Origin of the sequence: Ilumatobacter sp. (assembly GCF_965215205.1) — a bacterium.
Lineage (GTDB): Bacteria > Actinomycetota > Acidimicrobiia > Acidimicrobiales > Ilumatobacteraceae > Ilumatobacter_A.
Genome location: NZ_OZ244049.1, coordinates 97,686 through 123,332, shown reverse-complemented (window position 1 = coordinate 123,332; position 25,647 = coordinate 97,686). Strand labels below are relative to the sequence as shown.

Below are 25,647 nucleotides of genomic sequence, written 5' to 3'. Positions count from 1 at the left end.
ACCCGGAGCACCTGGAGCACCCGGCGATCGCCCGGCGGCGGCTCGACCGCTCCGACGGCGCACCAGGCGGCGGCTGACGACCGCCGCGGGCACCGTCAACGCTCCCACGAGAGCGGCGGAGAAGACCCACGGGCCCGGGTGGTGCCCACGGTGCGTCATCGACGCGGCCGCGACGAATCCGGGGCCGTACCACAGGGCCAGTGCGAGCGCGATCGACATGGGATCTCCTCCTCGGGAGTCGTGAGCGGCGGCACGGACGCCGCCGGGGCACCAGCATCGGCGGCGGCGCTGAACCACGTCTGAGACGGATCTGAGAGTTCTCCGCGCGCCGCGGAGACGGCGGTCGGTGGATCGCGGAGGCGACGTGCCGTGACCTGAGAGACTTCTCAGCGAGCGCTCAGCCGAGGCTCATCGGTCGACCTGAGGATGCTCCCAGATGGCTCAGACGGTGTTGGTGATCGAGGACGAGGAGCGCATCGTGCGCTTCCTCGAGCGCGGTCTCGAGGCGGAAGGCTACGTCGTCGTCGCCACCCACAGCGGAGAACGTGGTGTGCAGCTGGCGCGGACGCTGCCGGTCGATGCGGTCATCCTCGACCTCATGTTGCCCGGGCTGTCGGGCGAGGAGGTGCTCGACCGGATCCGGGAGTCCGACCGCGACCTCCCGATCATCGTGCTCACCGCGAAGGACTCCGTCCCGGACCGGGTCGCGATGCTCAACGCAGGGGCCGACGACTACCTCTCCAAGCCGTTCAGCCTGACGGAGCTCATCGCTCGGATCCGAGCGCGCCTGCGCGACCGGGGCCAGGAGCGCGCCACCAGCCTGGAGGTCGGGGCCGTCACCCTCGACCTGCTCGCACGGCGCGCCGTGCTCGACGGGCGCGAGATCGACCTCACCGCCCGGGAGTTCTCGCTGCTCGAGACGTTCATGCGTCACCCCGGCCAGGTGCTGTCGGAGTTCCAGCTCCTCGATCTGGTGTGGGGGTACGGCTTCGACACCGGGTCGAACGTGGTCGAGGTCTACGTGGGCTACCTGCGCAAGAAGCTCCGACCGGACGTGATCGTGACGATCCGCGGGTCCGGCTACCGCTTCGAGGGATGACGGCGATGCGCTCCCTGCAGTTCCGGCTCCCCCTGATCGTGATCGGGGTCCTCGCCGTGAGTCTGGCCTTCTCGGCGTTCGTGATGTACGAGACGCTCCTGCTGACGGACCAGCGCCGCCTCGACGACAGCGTCGAGCGGGAGTTCCTCCGGGCCCGCGAGGCCCTCGCGCTCACCCTGCCGGCAGCCCTCGCCGGCAGCTCGGCCGCTCCGCCCTCCTCGGCGGAGCTCGTGGAGACGATGGACGCGTACCTGGCCGAGCGCAGTCGCGACGAGGCCACGATGACGATCGTGCGCGCCGGGTCCGACCTGCTGACCACCGACGACGCGCCGACGACCCTCGAGCTGCTGCGCGACGAGGGCCGGCTCCCGGTGGCGGTCGAGGACGCCGACGGCTCGATCACCACCGTCGCCAGCGCGCGCGGCGATCTGCGCATCGCCGCGCTCGACGTGCGCGCCACGGACGGCGATCCCCAGGTGCTGGTCGCCGGATCGCTCAGCGACGTCCGCGACGCCGCCGTGCGCTCGCTCGCACGCATCAGCGCCGCCGCCGGCATCGGGTTGATCGTCGCCGCCGGCCTCCTCGTGGTCGGGATCCGTCGGGTGCTGCGCCCGCTCAGCTCCCTCGCGAGCACGGCGCGGGCGTCCGAGCTCCAGGCCCTCGGGGCGCGCGTCGAGCTGACGAGCAGCACCAACGAGGTCGGGCTGCTCGCGGCCGAGTTCAACCGGATGCTCGATCGGCTCGAGCGCTCCGTCGACGATCAGCGCCGGTTCATGGCATCGGTCTCCCACGAGCTGCGGACGCCGATCACCATCGCCCGCGGCCACCTCGAGCTGCTCGAGGATCGGTCGCGCTCCACCGCGACGGCGGCGACGGGTTCCGATGCGACGGTCGACGACGTGGTCGACCTGGTGCGCGCGGAGCTGCTGACCATGCAGCGGCTGGTCGCCGACCTGATGACGTTGGGTCACGCCGGCGAGGAGGACTTCGTGCACCTCGAAGCGGTGCGGCTGCGTGAGCTCTTCGACGAGCTGCACCTGCGGATCGTCGGTCTCGGCACCCACGGGGTCCGCTTCGCGGCCGTCCCCGACGACGTCGTCCAGGTCGACCCCGATCGGCTGGCGCAGGCCGTGCTCAACCTCGTCACGAACGCCGCCGTCCACGCGCCCACCCGGACGCGCATCATCGTGGGCGCCCTCTCCGACGACACCGCGCTCGTCGTGTACGTCGACGACGACGGGGCCGGGATCGACGAGCGGGTCCTCGGATCGCTGTTCGAGCCCTTCGTCCGCTCCGAGTCGGCTCACGGCTCCACCGGGCTCGGCCTCAGCGTGGTGCGGGCGGTCGCCGAGGCGCACGGCGGGACGGTGGAGGTCACGACGACGGAGCTGGGGACCCGCGTCGGGATCCGCATCCCCCAGGCCACCGCGACCCCGCGGACCGGCGACCGGGTGCTCGAGGCGCGTTCGTGACCACGTGGATCTGGGGGCTGCTCGGCCTCCACGCCCTCGTCGCCGTCGTCGCCCCCCTCCTCGCGCGCCGGATCGGGCACCGCGTCCTCGTCGCGTGCGCCGTCGCACCCGCCGCCACCCTGGCGTGGTCGCTCGCCGTCGCGCTGCGGGGCACGGCGCCGTCGCAGCAGCGGACGGGCGTCACCTGGATCGAGGGGCTCGACCTCGGTCTCACCGCACGCATCGACTCCTTCGCGCTGCTCTGGGTCGCGATGATCTCCGCGATCGGTGTCGCGGTCTTCGCGTACAGCTCCGCCTACCTCGCGGGCCACGCCGACGTCGGCGCCTTCGCCGCCCGCCTGACCGGGTTCGCCGGAGCGATGATCGGCGTCGTCGTCGCCGACGACCTGCTGCTCGTGTACGTCGCCTGGGAGCTGACGTCGGTCTTCTCGTACCTGTTGATCGCCACGGACGACCGTCGCGCCGCACCGATCGCCGCGGCGCGCCAGGCGCTCGTCGTCACGGCGGGGGGCGGGCTCTGCATGCTGGCGGGGTTCGTGCTGCTGAGCGTCGACGCCGGGACCTCGTCGATGTCCGAGCTCGCCCAGTCTCCCCCGTCGGGGCCCGCCGTGAGCGCGGCCGCCGCCCTGGTGCTCCTCGGCGCCCTCACCAAGTCGGCCCAGTTCCCGTTCCACGGCTGGCTGCCGGGGGCGATGGCCGCGCCGACGCCGGCGAGCGCGTACCTCCACTCGGCCACGATGGTGAAGGCCGGGGTGTACCTCGTGGCCCGCTTCGCGCCGATCTTCGCGGTGTCGGTCGAGCTGTGGCGCCCGGCCGTGATCGGGCTCGGTCTCGTCACCATGCTCCACGGGGGGTGGGTCGCGCTCCGTCAGACGGATCTCAAGCTGCTCCTCGCCTACGGCACCGTCTCCCAGCTCGGGCTGCTCGTGGTCCTGTTCGGAGCGGGGATCGCGTCGCTGACCGCCGCAGGGATCGTGATGCTCGTCGCGCACGCCGCCTTCAAGTCGGCGCTGTTCCTCGTCGTCGGGATCGTCGACAAGCGCACGGGCACCCGCGATCTGCGCGAGCTGAGCGGACTGGCCCGCCGACTCCCGGTCACCTGCGTCGCGGCGACGCTGGCGGCCGCCTCGATGATGGGGCTGCCTCCGTTGCTCGGCTTCGTCGGCAAGGAGAAGGCCTTCAAGGCGCTGCTCGGGGCCGACGAGCCGTGGGCCGTCGTCGTGCTGCTGATCGCGATCGTGGGCTCGGCGCTCACCGTCGCCTACAGCGCCCGCTTCGTGTGGGGGGCGTTCGGCGGGTCGGCGACCGCCACCGCGACCGACGGTGCTGCGCTCGGGTCCTCGAGCGGGGCCACGACGATGACCGCCGCCGCGGTCGCGCTCTCGGCGACGGGGCTCGTGGCCGGCGTCGTCGCGACGTCGCTGACCGCGATCGTCGAGCCCGCCGCCGTCGCGGTCGATCCCTCGGCCGCCGGGACGACGGTCGTGCTGTGGGCGGGCTTCGATCTGGCGCTCGCGTCGTCGGCGGTGGCGGTCGTCGTCGGGATGGCGCTGTTCGTGGCGTCCGCAGGGGTCGTGCGGCTCCAGGAGCGCCTCACCCTCGGGATCGGCTGGGCCGCGTGCTTCGCCGGGTGCATGCGCGCCCTCGACCGCGTCGCTCGCCGCACCACGGGCGTCGTCCAGAACGGGTCGCTGCCGATCTACCTGGGCATCATCGTGGTGGTCGTGCTGGGAGCACCGACGATGGTCCTGCTCCCCCACCTCGCCCTCGGTGACGGCGCGGTCGTGTCGGAGTCCGCGCTGCAGCTCGCGGCGTGCGCCCTGGCCCTGCTCGCCGCGGTCGCGACGGTGCTGTCGAACCGGCGCTTCGTCGCGGCCCTCGCGGTCGGCGCGGTCGGCTACAGCGTCGGCCTGCTGTTCGTGATCCAGGGCGCCACCGACCTGGCGCTCACCCAGTTCCTGGTCGAGACGCTGTCGGTCGTCGCCCTGGTGCTCGTGCTGCGGCGGTTGCCCGAGCGCTTCCCCAGCGTCCCGTGGAAGCTCGGACGGGCGATGTCGGTCACCGTCTCGGCGATCGCCGGCCTCGCCGTCGTCGCCCTCACCCTGACGGCCGGATCGGCGTCGAGGGGACCGTCGGTGTCCGACGACTACCTCGCCCGGGCGCTGCCCGACGGCGGCGGTCGCAACGTCGTCAACGTCATCCTCACCGACTTCCGGGCGCTCGACACGCTGGGCGAGATCGTGGTGCTGGCGATCGCCGGGCTCGGGGTCACGAGCCTCGTCCTCGGGGTCTCGGACCGCGGCGATCGACCGGCGATGAAGGCGGCGGACTCGCTGCTGCTCGGGGCGCTGGTGCGCATCGTCGTCCCGGTCGCCCTCGTCTTCGCCGGGTTCCTGCTGTCCGCCGGGCACAACGCCCCGGGCGGCGGGTTCGTCGGTGGGCTGGTGGCCGGCGCCGCCCTCGCGCTGCAGTACGCCCGCGGGGGCTTCGCGGACGTGGCGCGCATCGTCCGGGTGAGCCACGAGGCGCTCCTCGGCACCGGAGTCGCGATCGCCGGGCTGACCGGTCTCGCTGGCTACCTCGTCGGCGACGAGTTCCTCGAGGCGGGCAAGCTCACGACGTCGGTGCCCGTCCTCGGGACGGTCAAGGCCACCACCGCCCTGCCGTTCGACATCGGTGTCTTCCTGGTCGTCGTCGGCCTCGTCGTGTCGGTCCTCGACGGACTGGGCTCGCGCTCCGACGACGACGTGCGTGACGAGCCCGGGCGCGATCGCGCTCCCGCCGTGCCGACCTCGGCGGGCGGGAACCGATGAGCATCGCCCTCGTCGTCACCGCCGGAGCGCTCGTCAGCGCCGGGACGTACCTGCTCCTGCAGCGCGTCCTCACCCGGATCATCGTGGGCTTCGTGCTGCTCGCCCACGGCGCGAACCTCCTGCTGCTCGCCGCCGGCGGGCGCGCCGGCGACCCCCCGTTCTCGGCCGCGGACGGCTCCGTCCCCGACGACGTCGCCGAGCCCCTCCCCCAGGCGCTCGCGCTCACCGCGATCGTCATCAGCTTCGGGATGCTCGTCTTCCTGCTCGCGCTCGCCCACCGCAGCTGGGCCCTGACCGGTGACGACGAGGTCGAGGACGACGTCGAGGATCGCCGGGTCTCGGCATCGATCGGCGGCACCGACCTGCGCTCGGACACCCCCGAGGACGCCGAGGACGTCGACCCCGGTGACGCCGTCGCCGATCGACCCCACGACGACCGGAGCGCCGATCCCCGATGACCGCCGACCTCGTCCCCGCTCCCGTCCTGTTCCCCCTCGTCGGCGCGGCGATCGCCGTGACCCTGGGTCGGCGACCCCGAGCCCAGGCGCGCATCGCGCTGGTGGCCCTCTCCGCCGCCGTGGTCACCTCCGTCCTGCTGCTCCTGGCGGTGCGCGACGGCGACGTGGTCGTGGCCCGCATCGGCGGCTGGACCGCACCGGTCGGCATCACCCTCGTCGTCGACGCGTTCGCTGCGCTCCTGCTCACGATCTCGAGCGTCGTCCTCCTCGCCGTCTTCGTCTTCGCGATGTCCCAGCGCATCCCGCCCGAACGGTGGACGACGTTCTCGACGAGCTACCTCGTGCTCGCGGCCGGGGTCGGGCTCGCCTACACCACGAGCGACCTGTTCAACCTGTTCGTCGCCGTGGAGGTCACCCTCGTCGCGAGCTACGTCCTGATCTCGCTGCGCAGCGACGGGGCGACGATCCGCAACACGATGATCTACATCGTCATCAACCTGGTGGCGTCGAGCCTGCTGATCATCATGATCGCGATCGTCTACGCGGCCACCGGATCGGTGAGCATGGCGGAGCTCGCCACGCGCGTCGGCGACCTGCCGACCGGGCTCGACAGCGCTCTGGGGTTGCTCTTCGTGCTCGTGTTCGGGATCAAGGCCGGCCTGTTCCCCCTCTTCTTCTGGCTCCCCGACGCGTACCCGACGGCGCTCACCCCGGTCACGGCGATCTTCGCCGGCCTGCTCACCAAGGTCGGGGTCTACGCGATCATCCGAACCCAGACGCTGATGTTCCCGACCGACGGCGCTTCGTCGGTGCTGCTGGTGATCGCCGGGCTGACCATGGTCGTGGGCGTCCTCGGCGCGCTCGCCCAGGACGACATCAAGCGGATCCTCAGCTTCCACATCGTCAGCCAGGTCGGGTACATGGTGATGGGGCTCGCGCTGTCGACCGTCGCGGGCATCGCCGGCGCGATCTTCTACATGGTGCACCACATCCCGGTGAAGACGGGCCTGTTCCTCGCCGCCGGCCTCGTGGAGCGCCGGGGCGGTTCGAGCGCCATCGGCCAGCTCGGCGCGATGCGGCGGCGGGCACCCGCGATCGCCGCGCTGTTCGCCGTGCCGGCGCTGAGCATCGCCGGGATCCCGCCGTTCTCGGGGTTCGTCGCCAAGCTCGGGCTGGTCCGCGCCGGCCTCGATGCCGGGCAGGGAGGGATCGTGGCGGTCAGCCTCGCGGTCAGCCTGCTCACGCTGATGTCGATGGTCAAGATCTGGTCGGGGGTGTTCTGGGGCGAGGCTCCCGAGCCCACCGATCACGACGAGCCGTCGGCCGGGACCCCGACGCGCCTCCCCGGCGGGATGCTCGGCGCCGCGGCCTGCGTGGCGGGCATCGTGCTCGCGGTCGGGTTCGGCGCGGGACCGGTGTGGGATCTGTCGACCACCGCGGCGCGCACGCTGGACGCACCGCTCGCCTACGTCGAGGCGGTCCTCGGCCGATGAGCGATCGCCGGTTCGAGACCCTGCGCGCCTGGGCGCTGTCGCTGGTCGCCCTGGTCGCGGTCTGGATGGTGCTCTGGGGTGCGCCGAGCTGGGCGAACCTGCTCAGCGGGTCGGCGCTCGCGGTGGCCGTGCTGGTCGCCGTTCGAGGGCGCGCGACCGGCGGCGAGCCGGCCGCCGACATCGGGTTCCGTCCGCTGGCGGCGGCGCGCCTCGCCGCGTGGTTCGGCTGGAAGCTCGTGGAATCGAGCACGATCGTCGCGTGGGAGGTCCTCACCCCGACGCAGCGCACCCGTCAGGGGATCGTGCGCGTGGAGCTGGCGACGTCGTCGCCCAGCGTGGTGGCGATCGTCGCGAACATCATCACGCTGACGCCGGGGACCCTCGTGCTCGAGGTCGCCGACCGACCCAGCCGGCTCTTCGTCCACGTCCTGCACCTGCGCGACCTCGACGCGGTGCAGCGCGACGTGTCGCGCCTCGAGGACCTGGCCGAGCGCGCCTTCCCGGCGCGCTCGGAGCGCACGACGAGCGCGCCACCGAACCGACCAGAGGGGACCCACGGACCGTGATCGACATCGCCAGCAGCGCCACGTTCGCCGCGCTGATCGCTGCCGCCGTGCTCGCGGTCGCCCGCCTCGCACGCCGCGGGTCGCTCCCCGACCGCCTGCTCGGACTGGACAGCTTGCTGCTGATCGCCGTCGCCGCCCTGGCCACCCACGCGGCCTGGACGGGCAGCGGGATCTTCCTCGACGTCCTGGTCGTCGCCTCGCTGCTCGGCTTCGTCGGGGCCGTCTTCATCGCCGCGCTGATCGAGGAGCGCTCGTGACCACCGCGCGCGATCTGCTCGCCGGCGCCCTCCTGCTCGCCGGCGCCGGTCTGTTCGTGGTGGCCGCGATCGGGCTGCACCGCTTCACCGACGTCTACGGCCGGATGCACGCCGCCACCAAGCCGGCGACGCTCGGGGTGGTGCTGACGCTGGCGGCCGCCGCGCTGCGCGTCGAGTCCCCGGCGGCGGTGGGCAAGCTGGTGCTGATCGCCTGCTTCCAGCTCGCCACGGTGCCGGCGGCCGCGCACCTGATCGGCCGAGCCGCCTACCGTGGCGGCATCACCACCGACATCTCGGCCGACATCGACGACCTCGCGGAGTACGAGGCGCAGCGACGTGCGCAGCGACCATCCGTCGGTGGCGGAGGCGAGGACGGACCGGGATCGACGGCGAGGTGACGAGCGGACGGGGCGGCGCCAGCGGGCCGCTCGAGGCCGGTGCCGAGCCCCGTTCCGAGGCTCGCGAGGAGAAGATCGACGAGGCGCGCCGACGTCTCGAGCACCAGGCCCCGGCCGGATCCGAGCGCGGCGACCCGGCGGCGCCGATCCGGCGCGACGTCCGGTGGTGGCACCGCCACCTCGAACCCGGGGAGCGCCAGCGGATCATGGCCGAGCTGGCCATCAAGCGGGAGCGGACCTGGGGCGGCCGCTTCGCCGTGATGCTCTCGCTCTCGGTCGTCGTCGCGGTGATGGGGCTGTCCGCCGACTCGGCCGCCGTCGTGATCGGGGCGATGCTGCTCGCCCCGCTGATGCAGCCGGTCCTTGCGGCGGCGGCGTGCATCTCGATGGCCCTGTTCAAGAAGGCGGCGCGCTCGGCCGGCCACGTCGCGCTCGCGACGCTCGGATCGATCGCGCTGTCGTACCTGCTCGCGGCAGCGTTCGTCACCGGAGACCTGCCGAACGAGGTGACGAGCCGGACGGCACCCGACATCCGCGATCTCGTCGTCGCGCTCGGAGCGGGGACCGCCGGCGCCTACGCCACGGTGCGCAAGGACGCATCGTCGTCGCTGGCCGGGGTGGCGGTCGCCGTCGCGCTCGTCCCGCCGCTCGGAGCGGTCGGGATCTCGCTGCAGGCGGGGCGGGGAACGCTGGCGCGCGGTGCGCTCCTGCTGTACACGACCAACCTCGCCGCGATCCTGCTGGCCGCGTCGATCGTGTTCGTGCTCACGGGGTTCGTCCCGCCGCGCCGGCTGGCGACCACGTTCCGGCGCACCGCCGTCGTCGCCGCAGCGGTCGCGATGGTCGTCGGAGCGATCACGATCCCGCTGTACCGGGCGTCTCGCAGCGCGGTCGAGGCCACCGACCGCCAGCTCGAGGCGAGTCGGATCGTCGGCGAGTGGCTGGGGGACATCGAGACGACCGAACCGCCCCGGATCGCCTTCGACGGCGATCGGGTCCTCGTCCGGGTGCGCAGCTTCGAGTTCCCGCCCGACGACACCCCGCGGACCGTCGCGCTCGGCGATGCGTTCGGCCCCGAACGGCAGCTGTCGCTCGAGTGGGACCGATTCGATCGGCCCACCACCACCGTCGCGGCGGAGCTCGCCGACGAGGAGCGCCGCTTCGAGCGGGTGGAGGCGATCGTGCGCGAGTGGCTCGGCACGGGCCGCAGCGACGGCACCGGGCGCCTCGACGCCCTGGTCATCGACGACGCCGACGTGATCCGGGTCGACGCCAGCGGCGTCGGCAGCCCGCCGTCGATGAGCGAGCTCACCGACCGCCTCGACGACGCCTTCGATCGTGCCCTCGAGGTCCAGCTCACCTGGCTCGAGCGCGAGAGCGTGGGCCGGTCGAGCGACCCCTCGCCCGACGCTCTGCTCGCCGGCCGGGTGGAGGTGCTCGCCGACGCCTGGGCCGAGCGCGAGGGCGTCACCGTCGCCGCCACCTCGGTCGACCGGACCAGCGCGGTGGTCGAGGTGGTCGGCGCGCAGGCCCCGGACGCGAGCGATCTCGTCGACGAGATCGACGCGCTGCTCGGAGAGGGGGCGTCGGTCTCCGTGCTCTACGTCGAGCGGATCGACATCACCCGGCAGCCCGGACCCACGACGACCACCGCCGCCGCCACGACCCCCACCACGACGCCGACCGGCTCGGGAGCGGGCGAACCCACGGGTTGATCGCGGACCCGGCGAGCCGGAGGCGAGGCCGGTTCAGCTCGGGACGGCGACGATCGAGGAGCGGACCGAGCGGATCAGGTCGCCGACGACGTCGCTCCCGACCATCTCGTGCCACCCTCGGCGGCGGGGGTTGCCGGCGACGACGACGTCGACCGACTCGCTCTCGACGAGGCGCTCGACGACGTCGACGGGATGCCCCCGCTTGACGTGGAGGAGCGCGGGCACGTCGCGGGGCGCGAGGCGCTGGAGCGCCTGTCGACGCTCGTCCAGCGTCGTCGGGCGTTCCACGTCGAACGGACGGCCCTCGACGTGGGGCACCCTGCGACCGGCGGGATGATCGTCGAGGAACTCCCAGGTGTGGACGATGTGGAGGCGCGACCCCCGGCCGCGGGCGATGTCGGCCGCCTGGGTGACGATGCGCTGGTTCGCCTCGACGTCGGGCGACGACGTGTCGACCGCGACGAGGACCGCGTTCCCCGTCGTGCCGGGCCGATGGATCCACAGGGGGCACGGTGACGAGCGCAGCAAGCGCGGCAGGGACCGGCGCGACGCGGGTGAGTCGGTGAGCACGACGAGGTCGTACCCGCGCGAGCTCACGTCGTCGGTGAGGACATCGACCGCGTCGCCGAGACCGACCGCGACCTGACCCGGGTCGAGACCGTGATCGGCCGAGAGGCGGCGCAACGACGCATCGAGCGTGCGGCGACGTTCGCTCGCCTGCTCTCGCCGGCGCCGCGTCGCGGTGTCGAGGCGGCGTGGCGACGATACCGCGAGGATGCGGAGCCCGTCGGCGGCGGCGACGGACCGTCCTCGTCGCACGGTGCACCCCGTCGGAGCGCGATCGACGCCGCAGACGAGGACGCGGGTCGTGGGAGGGGTTCGCACGGGGCGGGCGGTGGGGGGCGGTGGGGAAGTCATCGGATGTCCTGCGGATCGGCGGGCGCCCGGCGGGGACGGCCCGAGCCTGGCCCGATGGGTCGGTGCGCTCGGATCGCACGCTGACCCATCGGTGGACCGATGATCGGGCACCCCGCTGAGATCGTCCTGAGACGACGCTGAGATCGGTCTCAGGCAGACCCCGGGCACAGGTGCGCGCCCCGGACGAGAAGAGGGATCTCAGCCGAGAAGAGGGATCTCAGCGCCCCCTCAGGATCACCGCAGCCGAGGCCCGTACGTTGCGCGGCGTGCTCGATTCCACCCATCGTCCGCTCGGATCCCGGCGCGGGCCCGACGGCGACGACCTCCAGCCGCCGCCCACCCGTGGCCTCGTCCTGCTGACGACCGACACCGGCTGGCGGGCCGGGTGCAGCGTGCGCGAGGTGGTGCGCGGGTTCGGACCCGCCTTCGGGTACGTCCTGCTGCACGTGCACTCCGAGCCCGCCGTGATCACGACCGGCGCGTCGGCGGACGCCGCGCTCGTCGCGCTCCCACCGCCGCCGGTCGACACCGTCGAGCTCGCCGCGGCCGACGTGGTGAACGCTCTCGCCAGCGAGCTGCGCGAGCGGTTCGCCGTCACGGTCGACGTGCGCTTCGAGCGGGGGCCCGTCGCCGCCACCATCTGCCGGACAGCGCACGAGCTCGGCGCCGTCGTCATCGGCGTCGGCGCCACGGCGCGCCTCCACCGCCGCCTGCTCCGACGCACCGTGGCCGACGACGTGCAGCGCCACGCCCCGTGCGCGGTGGCCGTCCACTCCGTAGGGTGAATCGACGGGCCCCTCTCGAGGCATCGCAGCGCCTCGGCGTGGGTTCACCCGGACTGACACGGGTACGCCGTGGTCCCGGGGCGCGCATCCCCACGAACTCCGATGCGTCCCTCGACGAAAGGAACCACATGAGCATCTCCGACATCCTCGCCGACCACCCCGACAGGTCCACGTTCGACCTGGAGGAGCTGAGCCGGGCGGCCGAGAGCGCGATGGAGTGCGCCCTGGCCTGCTCGGCCTGCGCCGACTCCGACCTCGGCCGCGACGCGAGCTCGATGGCGACCTGCATCCGAACCTGCACCGATTGCGCCGACATCTGCACGATCACCGCCAAGCTGCTCGCACGCCCGGCGCCGCGCGGTGACGCGTGGCAGAAGGTCGTCGCCGCGTGCATCGCGATGTGCTCCGAGTGCGCCCGCGAGTGCGGTCAGCACGACGACGTGTGCTGCCGCGAGTGCGCTGCGGCATGTCGAGCGTGCGAGCAGGCCTGCCAGCAGCTGCTCGCCGTCGCCCAGCGCTGATCGTCCGTCCCGACGCGACGGTGGGTCGCCGACGGTCCTCGACGGCCCACCGGGCGGGGACGACGTCGGGACCGCGGCTCGACCGCGCACGACCTGGTCGGCGAAGACCGCACGCGACCTCGCCACCTCGCCACCTCGCTCCGGGTCGTCCGACCGTCGTTCAGTGAGCGGCGCGCCGCCGCGATCGAGTAGAAGTGAGATCTCATTCACTTGTTCCTCGAGGAGTCGACGTGCGCAGCAGCACCCGGTCGCACCGGTCCGGCGATGGTGGCGCCGATCGCGCCGTCGCGGCCCGTTCGGGCCACCTGTCCGGCACCGTCGACGCGCCGCTCGATCCGCTCCGCCGCTCCGAGACGAGCTGAGGCAGCGCCGTGGAGCTCTTCGCCAACCTCACGTCCGAGCGGTACGCACCCGACACGTTCGCTCGCTCGGCCGAGTCGGCGGGGTTCGACGGGGTGACCTGCTCCGACCACTTCTGGCTGCGGGATCTGTACCCGCACGTGTGGGTATCGCTCGCCGCGATGGCGACGGCGACGGAACGGGTGGCGCTCGCTCCGTCGTTCGTCAACAACCTGTTCCGCTCACCGTTCGAGTTCGCGCAGGCGAGCGTGTCGATGCAGCGACTCGCCGGCGGTCGCTACGAGGCCGGGCTCGGCGCCGGCTGGACCGAGAGCGAGATGATCGCCACCGGCCGGGAGTACCCGGACGGCCCCACCCGAGCCAGGATGTACCGGGAGGCGCTGCTGATCGTGAAGGAGCTGCTCACCACCGGGCGGTGCGACTTCCAGGGTGACCACTACCGGATGGAGGTCCCCGAGCTGACCGGGTTCACGGCGAACCCGATCCCGCTGGTGGCGTCGGTGGGCGGGGACTGGACCGTGCGCAACATCACGCCGATCGTCGATCGCGTCGAGCTCAAGGTCATCGGGCGGGCGACGCGCGGCGGCTCGCTCGACATGGGCGTCATGGCCGGCGTCACCGAGGACGAGTTGCTGGCCATGATCGAGAAGGTGCGCGACGTGCGCGACGACATCCCGATCGGGCTGTTCACGCTGATCGGAGTCGGTGCGAGCCCCCCGATCGACGCGCTCGCCGAGACGCTCGGCGACGGCTTCTGCGGCCGGTTCGTGGGCGAGCCGGCGAAGGTGCTGGACAACCTGCGGGCTCTCGAGGAGGTCGGCATCAGCCGGGTGCAGGTGACCGAGCTGGTGCCCGGGTCGATCGAGGAGCTGGGAGGCGAGATCTCATGAGCGTCGAGGACCAGCTGGCGGTCGCGGAGACGGTCTACCGGTACGCGACCGGGATCGACACGAGGGACTTCGAGCTGTACCGGTCGATCTTCGCACCGGAGGTCGCCATCGACTTCTCCTCCTACAGCGATCGCGAACCGGCGACGGTCACGGCCGAGGCCTGGGTGGCGAGCGTGCTCCCGCTGTTCTGCGGTCTCGACGCGACGCAGCACTCGATGACGAACCCGCTCGTCGAGGTCGACGGTGACGGCGCACGGTGTCGGATGTACATGCAGGCGCACCACGTCCACCGCCCCGACGACCCCACGTCGTGGTTCACGATCGGCGGCTTCTACGACGACACGCTGGTCCGGTCCGCCGACGGCCCGGCCGGTTGGCTGATCACCGGCGTCACGCTCACCGTGCTGTGGCGACGTGGCGACGCCGACATCATGGTCGCCGCCGCCGCGGACGGCCGCGACGTCCTGGGCGGGTCGGGCTCGTGACCGGCATCGGGCTGTGCCTCCCTCAGCTCGGCGAGCACGTCACGGCGGACGTGGTCACGGCGTTCTGCCGCGAATCGGAGCGGCTGGGCTACTCGAGCCTGTGGGTGCAGGACCACTTCCTCTGGCCGCTCGCGCCCGAGCGGGGCTACGCGGGCAGGCCGGGGCTGCCGATCCCGCCCCAGTACCGGTCGGTGCTCTCCCCGACGGAGCTCCTGGCCACGGCCGCGGCGGTGACGACGACCCCCCGTCTCGGCACGAGCGTGCTCGTGCAGGGCAACCACTGGCCGTCGCCGCTCGCCCAGCGGCTCGCCACCCTCGACGTCTTGTCCTCGGGCCGCCTCGTCGTCGGCCTCGGTCAGGGCTGGAACGCGGAGGAGCACGTCGCGGCCGGCACGTCGATCCGCGAGCGCGCCGCACGCATGGACGAGTTCGTCGGCGCGCTGCGTGCGTGCTGGGGGCCCGACCCCGTGAGCTTCGACGGCGAGTTCTTCTCGATCCCCGACGCGATCCAGCGCCCGAAGCCGCTGCAGCAGCCGCACCCTCCGCTGATCTCCGGTGCGAGCTCGCCCGCCGGGCGTGCCCGCACCGCGGCGCTCTTCGACGGGTGGAACCCGGCCGGCATCGCCGTCGCGGAGGTGCTCGAGCACCTGGAGGCGATGGACGCCGAACGTCCGGAGGGGCGCGGTCCGCTGCGGATCTTCCACCGGACCTTCGTCCAGTTCCTGGGGCCGACCGAGCCGCTCGACGACGTCCTCGACCGGCTCCGCGACGAGGTGCGCGCCGCACGTGCCGCCGGCTTCGAGGAGTTCATCATCGAGCACAACTTCTGGGACGGCATCACCTCCCCCGACGACTGGGTCGAGGTCCCCGAGCGGTTCGCCACCCTGCTCGAGATCGAGGAGCCGACGGACCGCACCGAAGGCGCCGGTCGGCGTCGGGGTGGACCGGGCTCGGTCACATGGTCCGGGTGACCGCCGCGGCGCTGCGGATCGCGCCGTGGATCGAGTCGCCGCCGTCGGCGTCGCCGATGAGGTGGACCGTGAAGCCGGCGTCCGGGTGCTCGTCGACCAGATGGGTCGCCAGCTCGTCCTCGAGGTCGTGGTAGGTGACGATGCACACGGTGTCGGCATCGAAGGTCGTCTCCCGCCCGAGGCCGAGGCCGACGGCGGTCACCGAGTCCTCGGTGATCCGCTTCAGCGCCATGGCCGGCACGAAGGCGACGCCGGCGGCGAAGAGGCGCTCCCGGCTCGCCTCCACCGTCGCCGGCGGGAACGGGATCTTCGCGCCGAGCTGCTCGTGGCGGCCCACGATCGTGACGGCGGCACCTGCGGCGAGCAGCTCGTCGGCGACCGAGATCGCCTCGAAGGTGCCGGTGTCGTCGTAGACGACCGCGTTCGAGCCGACCTGCGCCCGCCCTCCGAAGCCCAGCACCTCCCAGCTCGTCGCGACGTGCGGGAGATCGGCGCCGGGGACCGGGATCGTCGGACTGGACAGCTGGAACCCGGGGGTCTTGGGTCGCGAACCGGTCGCGACGATCACCTCGTCGGGAGCGGCACCCGAGATCAGGTCGGGGTCGACGGGTGTGCGGAGGTGGACCCGCACGCCGAGTCGGGCCAGTTCGCCGGCCTGCCAGCGGGTGATCGCCCCGAGGTCGGATCGCGGCGGGACCGACGCGGCCATCCGCACCTGCCCGCCGAGGTGACCCGTCATCTCGTAGAGGTCGACGGTGTGGCCGCGCAGCGCCGCGGTCCGGGCCGCTTCCATCCCGGCCGGACCCCCACCGACGACGAGCACCTTCTTGAGCGCATCGGCGGGAGCGGGCGTCTCGAAGGGGACCTCCGCCTCCGCCCCGGCGGCGACGTTGACGACGCACTGGATCCGACCCGTCGTCATGAGCTGGGCCACGCAGCCCATCGAGGTGCCGATGCACGGCCGGATCTCGGACTCCCGACCGTCGCGCGCCTTCACCACCAGCTCGGGGTCGGCGATCATCGCACGGACGATCGAGACCATGTCGGCCATGCCCGAGGAGATGATGTGGTCGGCGTGGTCGAGCGTCATGATCCGCCCGGTGACGATCGTGGGGACCTCGACGACCTCGGTGACGCGCTGGTTGTTGTCGAGCTCGTAGCCGAGCGGATCGTCGAGCGTCGACAAGAACTTGTGGAAGCGCCAGTAGGTCCCCATCGACACGTCGAGGAAGTCGATCTCCCCTTCGAGCTCGCGAGCGATCGCCTCGGCCTCGGTGTGGTCGATGCCCCCCTCGATGAACTCGTCACCCGAGATCCGGATGCCGACCGGGAACCCGGGGCTCACCTCGGCACGGATCGCCGAGAGCACCTCCCGGACGAAGCGGACCCGGTTGACCAGCGGGCCGCCGTAGTCATCGTCTCGCACGTTCGTCGCCGGGGACATGAACGAGCCGAGCAGGTAGCCGTGCGCGGCGTGCAGCTCGACGCCGTCGAGACCCCCCTGCTCGACGCGCCTCGCAGCCGCCGCGAAGTCGGCGACGACGTCGTCGATCTCCCCGGTCGACATCGGCCGCGGCGTCACGCCGACCATCGCGTTGGGGATGGGGCTCGGCCCGATCGGTCGCTGGCCCGGGACGCGCTGCAACGTGATCCCCCCGTGCCAGAGCTGCTGGAACACCTTCGTGCCGTGCACGTGCATCCGGGCCGAGAGCTGCTCGTACCAGGGCAGCACGGAATCGGAGTGGACGGGGATCCCGGTCGGCGAGTCCGTGTTCACCCCGGCGATCTCGATGATCGCGAGACCCACCCCGCCCCTGGCCCTCGCCTCGTGGTACGCGATCAGGTCGTCGCCGGTCGCGCCGGTCGAGTGCGCGGTGCGCACGATCCGGTTCGCGATGGTGCACCCCCCGATCGTCTGCGGTCGGAAGACGTTCGGGTACCTCATGACGGGTCCCAGGCGACCGGGAGGGTCTCCACGCCGTGGAGCACGGGCGCCGAGATGAAGTTCGGTTCACCGGTCAGTCGCAGGTTCGGGAGCCGGTCGAGCACGGCCTCGAGCGCGACCGAGGCTTCGATGCGGCTGAGCGGTGCGCCCATGCAGAAGTGGATGCCCTTGCCGAACGCGTAGTGCTTCCTCAACGTGTCGAGGTCGCGCGTGATGTCGAATCGCTCCGGCGCGTCCCACGCGTCCGGGTCCATGTTCGCGGAGAAGAAGCTGCACATCACCTTCGAGTTCTCGGCGATGGTGACGCCCCGCAGCTCGGTCTCCTCGGTGTTGGTGCGGAACAGGCCGTGGACCGGAGCGTCGAAGCGAAGGCTCTCCTCCACGCAGTGGGGGACCAGGCTCCGGTCGCCGCGGACCAGTTCCATCTGATCGGGATGCTGGAGCAGACGCCACACCATGTTGCCGATGAGCTGGGTGGTGGTCTGGCTCCCGGCGATGAACAGGAACCCCATGAAGCCGAGGACGTCGACGTCGCTCAGCACCCTGCCGTCGAGCTCGGCGGTCATCAGCGCGGTGAGCGTGTCGTCGGGGAGGTCGTCGCCGGCTGCGATCGCTGCGCGCCGTTCGGCGATCGTGCGCAGGAAGTACGCGGTCTCCTCCTCCCGATCGCCGTCGCGCGAGCTCGGCGTGGCGGACTGCACGTCGGCGTCGCGCGAGACGACCCCGTCCGCTCGCGGACGGATCTCGCGGCAGTAGTCGACATCGAGGCCGAGCAGCCAGGCGATCACGACCAGCGGCACCGGCGTCGCGAGCAGCTCCATCAGGTCGCCGTGACCTCGGTCGCACCAACCGTCCATCTCGGTCGCGACGAGGTCGGCGATGTCCGGTTCCATCGCGTTCAGCGCATCGGCGTCGAAGGCCCGTTGCACGAGCCGCCGGTCCGAGGTGTGCCGGGGTGGGTCGACGCTCACCAGCGCGCTCCCTCCCGCGTAGGCGAGGCCGGGTCCGTGGGAACTGCTCCACAGCTTGTACTTGCGCAACATCTGGCTCACGTCCTCGGCGCGGGTCGCGGCCCACCAGTCGTAGGGCTCGCTGGCGTGCGCGACGGGGCACCGCTCGCGCATCCGTGCGTACTGCCCGTGCGGATCCGTCCGGAACGCCTCGGAGAAGAAGTCGAAGTCAGCCATCTCGGAACCCCCTGGTGAAGATGTCGTTGCCGCAGAAGTGAAAGCACATTAACCTCGGGCCGCATGGGGTCGCAAGCGATGGCGGGGCGCGCAGCCACCGAGGCCCCGCGGATCGGCCGACCCGCCAAGGGCGCCAACGCGGTCGCGACCCGTGAGCGCCTCCTCGTCGCCTCGGTCGACGAGTTCGTCGAGCGCGGCTTCGACCGAGCCGGCCTGACGCGGATCGCCGAGCGCGCCGGGGTCTCGGGGCCCGCGGTGTACAAGCACTTCGACGGCAAGGCGGACCTGCTGGTCCACGCCGCTCGGCGCAGCCTCGACCAGATGCTGCGCACGATCGAGACCACCCGATCACCCCACGAGCTCGCACGCCGCTGGCTCGCCGACGACTTCACGTCGACTCGTCGCCTGCTGGTCGAGCTCCACGTCGCCGCCAGCCGCGAGGGCCACCTCGCGAACCTGCTCGACGAGTGGATCCTCGAGCAGACTACCCTCTGGACGAGCTCGAGCGACGACTCCGTCGAGCAGGTCAAGGTCTTCTACCTGCTCCTCCTGGGCCTCGCCCAGATCGACTCGCTCTCCTCCCTGCTCTCCACTCCCGACGTGGTCGGCGTGCTCGTCGATCGAATGGTCGATGCGCTGTTCGCCGACGGACGCACCACGAACTGAACGGACGGACCCGTGCCCCCACCTGCCCTCACCGATCTCATCGACCTCGGCGCCAAGCGCGCGCTCGTGACCGGTGGCGGCAGAGGGATCGGAGCTGCGATCGCGGCGCGCCTGCGTGAAGCCGGAGCGCAGGTGACGGTCGCCGATCTCGACCCGTCCGCCCAGGGATCCGCCGACGAGATCGGCGCGGCGTTCGCACGATGCGACATCACCGACCCCGACGAGCTCTCACGAACGGTCGACGTCGCGGCCGGTGACGCGGGTCTCGACATCGTCGTCAACAACGCCGGCATCTTCCCGACCACCGGTCCGCTGGCGCAGGTCACCGACGAGTTCGTCCACCGGATGCTCGACGTGAACGTGCGGGCCCAGTTCAGCGCCACCCGCGAGGCGGCGGACCGGATGCCGAACGGCGGGGCGATCGTGAACATGGCGTCGGTCGCCGCGATCGGTGGCGGAGCGGGCATCTCGGCCTACGCCGCCTCGAAGGCGGCGGTGGTGGCGATGACCCGAGCCCACGCCAACGAGCTCGGACCGCGGGGCATCCGGGTGAACGCGATCGCTCCCGGCATCATCGACACCCCCGGCGTGCAGGAGCAGCTGGCGCCGCTCGCGGCGGGCGGGCTCGACATCGGCAAGCGCATCGCCGCGAACCCGGTCGGCATCGCGGGCCATCCGGACCACGTCGCGTGCGGCGTCGTGTTCCTCGCGTCCGACCTCGCGAGCTTCGTCAGCGGGCACCTGCTCGTCATCGACGGCGGATCCACCGCCTGACCCGTCACCCGCACCACGACCGAGGAGGTCGACGCATGGATGTCTTCGAAGCGATGAGCACGTGCCGAGCGATGCGCTACCTACGACCCGATCCGGTCGACGACGAGCTCATCGAGCAGATCATCACCGCCGCGACGTGGGCGCCCAGCCCGGGCAACTCCCAGGGGCGCGACTTCGTCGTCGTGCGCGACGCCGACAAGAAGCGACGGATCGGCGACGCCGTCGAGGCCGCCATGGCGGATCGAGTGGCGGCGATGGAGCGACCCGACCGCACGCACCGGCTGATGCTCGACGGCACCGCCCACCTCATCGAGACGCTGAAGACGTGCCCGGTCCTCGTCCTGGTGTGCGGCAAGGCCGTGTACCCGTACGAGGCTCCGCGGGAGTCGTTCGTGTGGTCGTCGATCTACCCGGCCGCGCAGAACCTGATCGTCGCCGCGCGGGCGCTCGGTCTCGGAACGGTGTTCACCACGTTCCACGGGGTGGCCGAGGCGACCATCCGCGACACCCTCGCCATCCCCGACGACGTCCTCATCGGGTGCCTCGTCCCGGTCGGCTGGCCCGACCGGGAGTTCGGTCCGCTCGAGCGGGTCGGGTACGGCGGCGTCGTCCACGTCGACGGCTGGCGGGGAGACCTCCGCACGTACCCGCCGACCCACGACGAGTAGCGATCCACCGATCCGACGCCGATCGCACGACACGGGCACGGGGCGGCGACGCGCCGAGCGTCGGTCGCCGCCGCTCGGGGCCGACGATCGGGACTCAGCCGTCGGCCGCGCGCGCGTACCTCCGCACGCTCAGCGGAGCGAAGACCGCCACGATCACCGCCGCCCAGATCAGCGTGTAGACCACCGGGTGCTCGAGCGGCCAGACGGTCGGCTCGGGCACACCCTCGGGGATGTTCCCGAACAGCTCGCGCGAGGCCTGCGTCACCGACGAGACGGGGTTCCACTCGGCGAACGCCTTCAACGGACCGGGGAGATCGTCGGAGGGCACGAAGGTGTTGGCGATGAACGTCAGCGGGAAGATGACGATGAACGACGCGTTGTTGATCACCTCGACGCTCGGCACGTGCAGCGCGACGTACGCCATGACCCACGACAGCGCGTAGGCGAAGACGAGCAGCAGCAGGAACCCGCCGAGGGCCTCGAGGACCGAGCTGCGGATGCGCCAGCCGACCAGCAACCCGGTCGCCGACATGATCGCCAGCGACAGGACGTTGTAGATCACGTCGCTGATCGTGCGCCCCGCCAGCACCGCGGCGCGGGACATCGGCAGCGACCGGAAGCGGTCGATGATCCCCTTCTGCATGTCCTCGGCGATCCCCGCTCCGGTGAACGTCGCCCCGAACGCGACGGTCTGGGCGAAGATGCCCGCGATCAGGAACTCGCGGTAGCTGACGCCCTCGATGTCGATCGAGTTGCCGAACACGTAGGCGAAGAGCAGCACGAACATGATCGGCGAGATCAGCACGAACACGAGCACCTCGGGGACCCGGGTGATCTTGATCACGTTGCGCCTGGCCACGACCCCGATGTCGCTCACGGTGCGCGACCAGGAGATGCTGTTCGCGCTCACGACGCGTCCCTTCCGTCGTCGTGCGATCGTCGGTCCGCGTCGACGTTCGTCGAACCGCTCCGGGCCGCGTGCCCGGTGAGGGTCAGGAACACATCGTCGAGCGTGGGCCGTCGCAACCCGATGTCGGTGACGTCGATCGAGTGCTCGCGGAGGTCGCCGATCACGTTCTCGAGTGCGCTGATGCCGTCGCTGACCGGACAGAGGAGGGTGCGTGTCGCCGGCTTCACCTCGACGTCGTGCGGGTCGCGCGAGGGCGCGTGCGCAGCGAGCAGCGCACGGGTCCGATCGATGTCGGTCGCGTTCGCCACGACCAGTTCGAGGCGCTCGCCACCGACCTGGGACTTCAGCTCGTCCGCCGTGCCGCGAGCGATGTCGCGCCCGGCGTCGATCACCACGATCTCGTCGGCGAGCTGGTCCGCCTCCTCCAGGTACTGGGTGGTGAGCAGCAGCGTCGATCCGTCGGTCACGAGTTCGCGGATCGCATCCCACAGTTCGAGGCGGCTCCGGGGGTCGAGGCCGGTGGTCGGCTCGTCGAGGAACAGCACGGGCGGCTGGGCGACGAGGGCGCCCGCCAGGTCGAGCCGCCGGCGCATGCCGCCGGAGTAGCCCTTCACGGGGCGGTCGCCGGCATCGGTCAGGTCGAACCGCTCGAGCAGGTCGCTCGCACGCGCCGTCGCCCGCTTCTTGCCGAGGTGGTACAACCGGCCGATCATCTCCAGGTTCTCGCGACCGGTGAGCACCTCGTCGACCGCTGCGTACTGGCCGGACAGCCCGATGCGCTCGCGGACCGCCTGGGGTTGCGTGGCGAGGTCCGCGCCGGCCACCGTCGCGCTGCCGCTGTCGGGCCGGAGCAGGGTGGTCAGCATCGAGACGGCGGTGGTCTTGCCGGCGCCGTTGGGCCCGAGCAGGCCGAGCACCGTCCCGGTCTCGACGACGAGGTCCAGGCCGTCGAGCGCCTGCACGTCGCCGAACCGCTTGGTGAGCCCGTGCGCTTCGATCGCCGGGGATGAGGTCGTGGTCATGTCGCAGAACCTACGGAACGATGCGGACAGGATCGGTCCTCGGTTTCCGCGAAGATGTCGACCGATGGGAGGTTCGGATCCGACCCGGCGGGTGCTGCGACTCCTCGATCTGCTGCAGACCCACCGCCGGTGGCGCAGCGACGAGCTGGCGACCGAGCTCGAGGTGACCACGCGCACGGTGCGTCGCGACATCGACCGCCTCCGCACCCTGGGGTACCCCGTCGACTCCGCCCCCGGTCTCGACGGCGGGTATCGCCTCGCAGCCGGCGCGCACCTGCCCCCGCTGATGTTCGACGACGACGAGGCGGTCGCGCTCGCCGTGGGTCTGTGGTCGGCCGCGTCGTCGCCGCTCGAAGGGGCCGAGGACACGGCCCTGCGCGCCTTGGCGAAGATCGAGTCGCTGATGCCCGAACGTGTCCGCCGGCGGACGAGCGCGATCACGTCCAGCGTGTCGACGCATCGCTGGCACGACCTGCGAGCCGAACAGGTGGACATCGCCACCGTCTCGACGGTGACCGCGACGTGTCGCGACGACGAGGAGCTGCGGTTCTCCTACGTGTCGAAGTCGGGTGACGCGACGGAGCGACTCGTGGAGCCGCACCGCCTGGTCGCCGTCGATCGACGCTGGTACCTCCTGGCGTGGGACGTGCGCCGTTCCGACTGGCGCACGTTCCGCCTCGATCGGATGAGCGAGGCCCGTGCCGCCGGGGTGCGGTTCGTCGCGCGGGACATCCCGGGTGGCGACCCGGCCGCCTTCGTCGCCGAGAACCTCGGTGCGACGCCGCGACCGTTCGTCGTCACCGTGCGGGTCTCCGCGTCGTTCGACGAACTGGACGCCGTCGCGCCGTGGCTGACGGAGAGCTGCGTGGCCCGTCGGGGCGCTCTGGACGTGGAGCTGAGAGCGACAGCACCGGACCGCCTCGTCACCCAGATCGCGAGGATCGCCTCGGTCTTCGACGTGCAGCTCATCGGCCGCGGTGAGACCGTGGACGAGGTGCGCCGTCAGCTGGGCGTCATCAGCGCCCGCCTGGCGTGATCGCCGCGTGTCGCTCGCGGCCGCTGCGGTGACCTACGTGTCGAGGTGGGTTCGGTGCTGCGCGATCTCGGGTTCCGGGACGTCGTCGATCCAGATCGTCTCGGCATCGGTCGAGCCGGTGAGGGAGCGGTCGCGGTCGGATCGATGGCGCGTTCCGATGTCGAGCGCGCCCGACCTGGCGTCGAGGGAACGCTGTCGCGATCGCTGCGGTTCGACGACGGCGCTACCGGTCACGCAAGCCTCTGCCCTCGAGGATCCGGGGGACGACTCCGTCGATTCGACGCTTCCGCGTCTCGGTCCGCTTGGCGCCGGAGACGTGGAGGTTGTACTCCCGCTGGCGGCCGGGGGTGAGGTGCTCGAACGCCTCGGCGAGTTCGTCGTCGTCGGCCAGCCGCTCGCTCAGCTCCGTCGCGAGCTCCTCCTCGGGCCGTGGCGGCAGCTCCGTGCCGGCCTCGGCGTGGTGGATCGCTGCATCGACGTAGGTCGCGATGACCTCGGCGATGGATTCGACGTCGCCGACCGACGTGAACTCCATGCGCTTCGGCCCGTGCGTGTTCGGTCCCTGCGCGTGGAGGACCTGTTCGGGATCGTCCAGCAGCACGCCCCGGAAGAACATCAGAGCGAGATGATCGGAGAACTCCTGGATGAGCACGACGTTCTCGCCGCCGCCCGTGCAGTAGCACGGCTTCCCCCACTTGATCGTCTCGGTGAGCCCGCGTGACAGCAGGATCGGACGGAGCGCGGTGATCTCGTCGGGCCACCGGTCGCTGTCGAGGAGGTAGGCATCGACGTCTGGGTGGTCCTGCATGGGTGCTCCCTCGGAGGTTCGGGCCGGGCTCGCTCCGTTCCGACCCTACGTGTCGGAGCGTGTCGGCACGGCAGATCGCGGCGTGGAGCGCGACCGGGGGAACCCGCCCCGAGGTGACGATCGTTCGTGGGCGCGGCCCGGGTCGGGGCGATCCCCGGGCCGGGGTGACCCGATCCGATCGGGCGTCGCCGCGCGGTGCGTGATGTGCGACCGGTGACCGCAGGACCTCGGCACGAGGGCTCAACGGCGCTCGACGAGACGACGACTCGAATCGAGGACCCGGGCGGCGTCGGCGACGACTGATTCGACGATCCGCGCCGCCGGCTCGTGCTCCGTCACCATGCCGGCGACCGGCCCCGCGTACGCGGGAGTGGGGTCGTGTCCCTCGGCGTGGTCGGCGTCGGGATCGTGCGCGAGCAGGTCGCTGAGCTCGTCGGGGTGGTCCGACCATCGATCGAGCCACTGCGTGCGGATCGAGCGGGCACCGATCCCGCTGGGCCACCGCGACCGGCCGCCTCCCTGGTGGATGTCGATGGCAGTCGTCCAGACCGAGTCGTCGACCGACGCGTCGAGCACCTGACCGGGCAGTCGCGGCCAGTCGCTCTCGGCCTCGTTCGATGCGATGAAGCGCGTTCCCATCAACCCTCCCTGCGCGCCGAGCACGAGCGCTGCCGCGAGTCCCCGTCCGTCGCCGATGCCGCCGGCGGCGAGTACGGGGACATCGCCTGCGACGTCCACGACCTGGGGCAGGAACGGCAGGAGCGGGATCAGTCCGGTGTGGCCGCCGGCGTCGTTGCCCTGAGCGATGATCACATCGACACCGGTCTCCACCGCGCGTCGGGCTGCCTCGACCGTTTGAACCTGATCCAACAGCAGCGAACCTGCCGAATGGATCCGATCGATGTACGGAGCGGGGTCGCCGAACGACAGGGTGACGGAGGCGACGCCAGCCTCGAGCGCCGCATCCAAGGGTGACGGGTCGTGCTCGATCAGCCACGCGATGAAGTTCGCGCTGAACGGCCAGTCCGTCAGCGCCTTGACCGCTTCCACGCGCGTCGTCACCTCGGCTGCGGATGCGCCACCCATCGCGACCGCCGCGATGCCGCCGGCATCAGCGACCGCCGCGCACAACCGTGCGTGCGCGACACCGGCCATGCCCGCGTTCCCGACGGGGTGCTCGACACCCAGCAACTCGCAGATCGCGGTCCGAATCCCCATCCCGCGAACCTAGTCCGAGGCCCCGTCCGGCGAACCTCGGTTTCCCCCCCGCCGGGGTGCCCGGTCGGCGCGGTCGCGAAGTCGGACTTCGAGCGAGGTCGTTCTGGACCCAGGTGGCGACCCGATCGGTCGCCGCTGTGCCGTCGAGCGGAGCGGTGCACCGGGTGGCACGCGGATGCGGGAGGTCTGCCGGGCACTCGGGGGCCCGTGGC

25 protein-coding genes are annotated in these 25,647 nt (G+C 71.8%); 18 read left to right on the top strand and 7 right to left on the bottom strand.

Annotated elements, in window-relative coordinates; translation table 11 throughout:
* Positions 1–436: 436 nt before the first annotated feature.
* Genes ACOOHC_RS00765 through ACOOHC_RS00725 form a run of 9 tightly spaced genes read left to right on the top strand, consistent with a single transcriptional unit; the run spans position 437 to position 10,271 of the window.
* Positions 437–1,099, top strand: coding sequence for a response regulator transcription factor (locus tag ACOOHC_RS00765; protein WP_420452103.1), 663 nt, complete (start codon positions 437–439; stop codon positions 1,097–1,099).
* Positions 1,096–2,571 (top strand): ATP-binding protein, encoded by a 1,476-nt coding sequence (locus tag ACOOHC_RS00760; RefSeq protein ID WP_420452102.1) that lies wholly within the window; start codon positions 1,096–1,098, stop codon positions 2,569–2,571. The genes ACOOHC_RS00765 and ACOOHC_RS00760 overlap by 4 nt, the downstream gene beginning before the upstream one ends.
* Positions 2,568–5,384 (top strand): hydrogen gas-evolving membrane-bound hydrogenase subunit E, encoded by a 2,817-nt coding sequence (mbhE, locus tag ACOOHC_RS00755; RefSeq protein WP_420452101.1) that lies wholly within the window; start codon positions 2,568–2,570, stop codon positions 5,382–5,384. The genes ACOOHC_RS00760 and mbhE overlap by 4 nt, the downstream gene beginning before the upstream one ends.
* Positions 5,381–5,842, top strand: a complete 462-nt coding sequence (locus ACOOHC_RS00750; protein ID WP_420452100.1) for a Na(+)/H(+) antiporter subunit C — start codon at positions 5,381–5,383, stop codon at positions 5,840–5,842. The genes mbhE and ACOOHC_RS00750 overlap by 4 nt, the downstream gene beginning before the upstream one ends.
* Positions 5,839–7,335: a proton-conducting transporter membrane subunit gene (locus tag ACOOHC_RS00745; protein ID WP_420452099.1), complete on the top strand. Its 1,497-nt coding sequence runs from the start codon at positions 5,839–5,841 to the stop codon at positions 7,333–7,335. The genes ACOOHC_RS00750 and ACOOHC_RS00745 overlap by 4 nt, the downstream gene beginning before the upstream one ends.
* Positions 7,332–7,901: a Na+/H+ antiporter subunit E gene (locus ACOOHC_RS00740; protein WP_420452098.1), complete on the top strand. Its 570-nt coding sequence runs from the start codon at positions 7,332–7,334 to the stop codon at positions 7,899–7,901. The genes ACOOHC_RS00745 and ACOOHC_RS00740 overlap by 4 nt, the downstream gene beginning before the upstream one ends.
* Positions 7,898–8,158, top strand: a complete 261-nt coding sequence (locus ACOOHC_RS00735; protein ID WP_420452097.1) for a monovalent cation/H+ antiporter complex subunit F — start codon at positions 7,898–7,900, stop codon at positions 8,156–8,158. The genes ACOOHC_RS00740 and ACOOHC_RS00735 overlap by 4 nt, the downstream gene beginning before the upstream one ends.
* A complete protein-coding gene (gene mnhG, locus ACOOHC_RS00730; protein WP_420452096.1) occupies positions 8,155–8,556 on the top strand; it encodes a monovalent cation/H(+) antiporter subunit G in 402 nt (133 codons plus the stop codon). The genes ACOOHC_RS00735 and mnhG overlap by 4 nt, the downstream gene beginning before the upstream one ends.
* Entirely contained in the window at positions 8,553–10,271 is a 1,719-nt protein-coding gene (locus ACOOHC_RS00725; protein WP_420452095.1) for a DUF389 domain-containing protein, read from the top strand. The genes mnhG and ACOOHC_RS00725 overlap by 4 nt, the downstream gene beginning before the upstream one ends.
* A gap of 33 nt (positions 10,272–10,304) precedes the next feature.
* Here ACOOHC_RS00725 and ACOOHC_RS00720 read toward each other — a convergent pair whose 3' ends face one another.
* Positions 10,305–11,090, bottom strand: a complete 786-nt coding sequence (locus ACOOHC_RS00720; protein WP_420452094.1) for a universal stress protein — start codon at positions 11,088–11,090, stop codon at positions 10,305–10,307.
* Between the two features lie 365 nt (positions 11,091–11,455).
* Between ACOOHC_RS00720 and ACOOHC_RS00715 the strand changes: the two genes are divergently transcribed.
* The 5 genes from ACOOHC_RS00715 to ACOOHC_RS00695 all read left to right on the top strand — a co-directional run bounded on the left by ACOOHC_RS00715 (position 11,456) and on the right by ACOOHC_RS00695 (position 15,201).
* Complete coding sequence (locus ACOOHC_RS00715; protein WP_420452093.1) at positions 11,456–11,974, top strand: universal stress protein; 519 nt, start codon at positions 11,456–11,458, stop codon at positions 11,972–11,974.
* Between the two features lie 128 nt (positions 11,975–12,102).
* Complete coding sequence (locus tag ACOOHC_RS00710) at positions 12,103–12,495, top strand: four-helix bundle copper-binding protein (protein WP_420452092.1); 393 nt, start codon at positions 12,103–12,105, stop codon at positions 12,493–12,495.
* A 371-nt stretch (positions 12,496–12,866) separates the two neighbouring features.
* Positions 12,867–13,745 carry an LLM class flavin-dependent oxidoreductase gene (locus ACOOHC_RS00705; RefSeq protein ID WP_420452091.1) on the top strand — a complete coding sequence of 293 codons (879 nt, stop codon included), beginning with the start codon at positions 12,867–12,869 and terminating at the stop codon, positions 13,743–13,745.
* Positions 13,742–14,230: a nuclear transport factor 2 family protein gene (locus ACOOHC_RS00700; protein WP_420452090.1), complete on the top strand. Its 489-nt coding sequence runs from the start codon at positions 13,742–13,744 to the stop codon at positions 14,228–14,230. The genes ACOOHC_RS00705 and ACOOHC_RS00700 overlap by 4 nt, the downstream gene beginning before the upstream one ends.
* Positions 14,227–15,201: a TIGR03619 family F420-dependent LLM class oxidoreductase gene (locus ACOOHC_RS00695; RefSeq protein ID WP_420452089.1), complete on the top strand. Its 975-nt coding sequence runs from the start codon at positions 14,227–14,229 to the stop codon at positions 15,199–15,201. The genes ACOOHC_RS00700 and ACOOHC_RS00695 overlap by 4 nt, the downstream gene beginning before the upstream one ends.
* On the opposite strand, the gene ACOOHC_RS00690 is transcribed toward ACOOHC_RS00695, so the two are convergent.
* A complete protein-coding gene (locus ACOOHC_RS00690) occupies positions 15,185–17,146 on the bottom strand; it encodes an FAD-dependent oxidoreductase (RefSeq protein ID WP_420452088.1) in 1,962 nt (653 codons plus the stop codon). The two genes, ACOOHC_RS00695 and ACOOHC_RS00690, sit on opposite strands and share 17 nt — an antisense overlap.
* Positions 17,143–18,333 (bottom strand): cytochrome P450, encoded by a 1,191-nt coding sequence (locus ACOOHC_RS00685; protein ID WP_420452087.1) that lies wholly within the window; start codon positions 18,331–18,333, stop codon positions 17,143–17,145. The genes ACOOHC_RS00690 and ACOOHC_RS00685 overlap by 4 nt, the downstream gene beginning before the upstream one ends.
* A 63-nt stretch (positions 18,334–18,396) precedes the next feature.
* On the opposite strand from ACOOHC_RS00685, the gene ACOOHC_RS00680 reads away from it, so the two are divergent.
* Genes ACOOHC_RS00680 through ACOOHC_RS00670 form a run of 3 tightly spaced genes read left to right on the top strand, consistent with a single transcriptional unit; the run spans position 18,397 to position 20,441 of the window.
* A complete protein-coding gene (locus tag ACOOHC_RS00680) occupies positions 18,397–18,999 on the top strand; it encodes a TetR/AcrR family transcriptional regulator (RefSeq protein ID WP_420452086.1) in 603 nt (200 codons plus the stop codon).
* Positions 19,000–19,011: 12 nt separating this feature from the next.
* Positions 19,012–19,773, top strand: a complete 762-nt coding sequence (locus ACOOHC_RS00675; RefSeq protein WP_420452085.1) for an SDR family NAD(P)-dependent oxidoreductase — start codon at positions 19,012–19,014, stop codon at positions 19,771–19,773.
* Between the two features lie 35 nt (positions 19,774–19,808).
* Positions 19,809–20,441, top strand: a complete 633-nt coding sequence (locus ACOOHC_RS00670; protein WP_420452084.1) for a nitroreductase family protein — start codon at positions 19,809–19,811, stop codon at positions 20,439–20,441.
* 94 nt (positions 20,442–20,535) lie between these two features.
* On the opposite strand, the gene ACOOHC_RS00665 is transcribed toward ACOOHC_RS00670, so the two are convergent.
* Positions 20,536–21,351 (bottom strand): ABC transporter permease, encoded by an 816-nt coding sequence (locus ACOOHC_RS00665; protein ID WP_420452083.1) that lies wholly within the window; start codon positions 21,349–21,351, stop codon positions 20,536–20,538.
* The gene (locus ACOOHC_RS00660; RefSeq protein WP_420452082.1) at positions 21,348–22,373 is read right to left on the bottom strand and encodes an ATP-binding cassette domain-containing protein; all 1,026 of its coding nucleotides are present in this window, start codon (positions 22,371–22,373) and stop codon (positions 21,348–21,350) included. Before ACOOHC_RS00660 ends, ACOOHC_RS00665 begins: the two co-directional genes overlap by 4 nt.
* On the opposite strand from ACOOHC_RS00660, the gene ACOOHC_RS00655 reads away from it, so the two are divergent.
* Positions 22,372–23,409 (top strand): helix-turn-helix transcriptional regulator, encoded by a 1,038-nt coding sequence (locus ACOOHC_RS00655; protein WP_420453837.1) that lies wholly within the window; start codon positions 22,372–22,374, stop codon positions 23,407–23,409. The genes ACOOHC_RS00660 and ACOOHC_RS00655 overlap by 2 nt on opposite strands.
* Before the next feature lie 223 nt (positions 23,410–23,632).
* Here the strand turns inward: ACOOHC_RS00655 and ACOOHC_RS00650 are convergent, their stop codons facing one another.
* Both ACOOHC_RS00650 and ACOOHC_RS00645 read right to left on the bottom strand, forming a co-directional pair.
* Positions 23,633–24,217 (bottom strand): YdeI/OmpD-associated family protein, encoded by a 585-nt coding sequence (locus tag ACOOHC_RS00650; protein ID WP_420452081.1) that lies wholly within the window; start codon positions 24,215–24,217, stop codon positions 23,633–23,635.
* 240 nt (positions 24,218–24,457) lie between these two features.
* A complete protein-coding gene (locus ACOOHC_RS00645; protein ID WP_420452080.1) occupies positions 24,458–25,435 on the bottom strand; it encodes an NAD(P)H-dependent flavin oxidoreductase in 978 nt (325 codons plus the stop codon).
* Positions 25,436–25,647 lie beyond the last annotated feature (212 nt).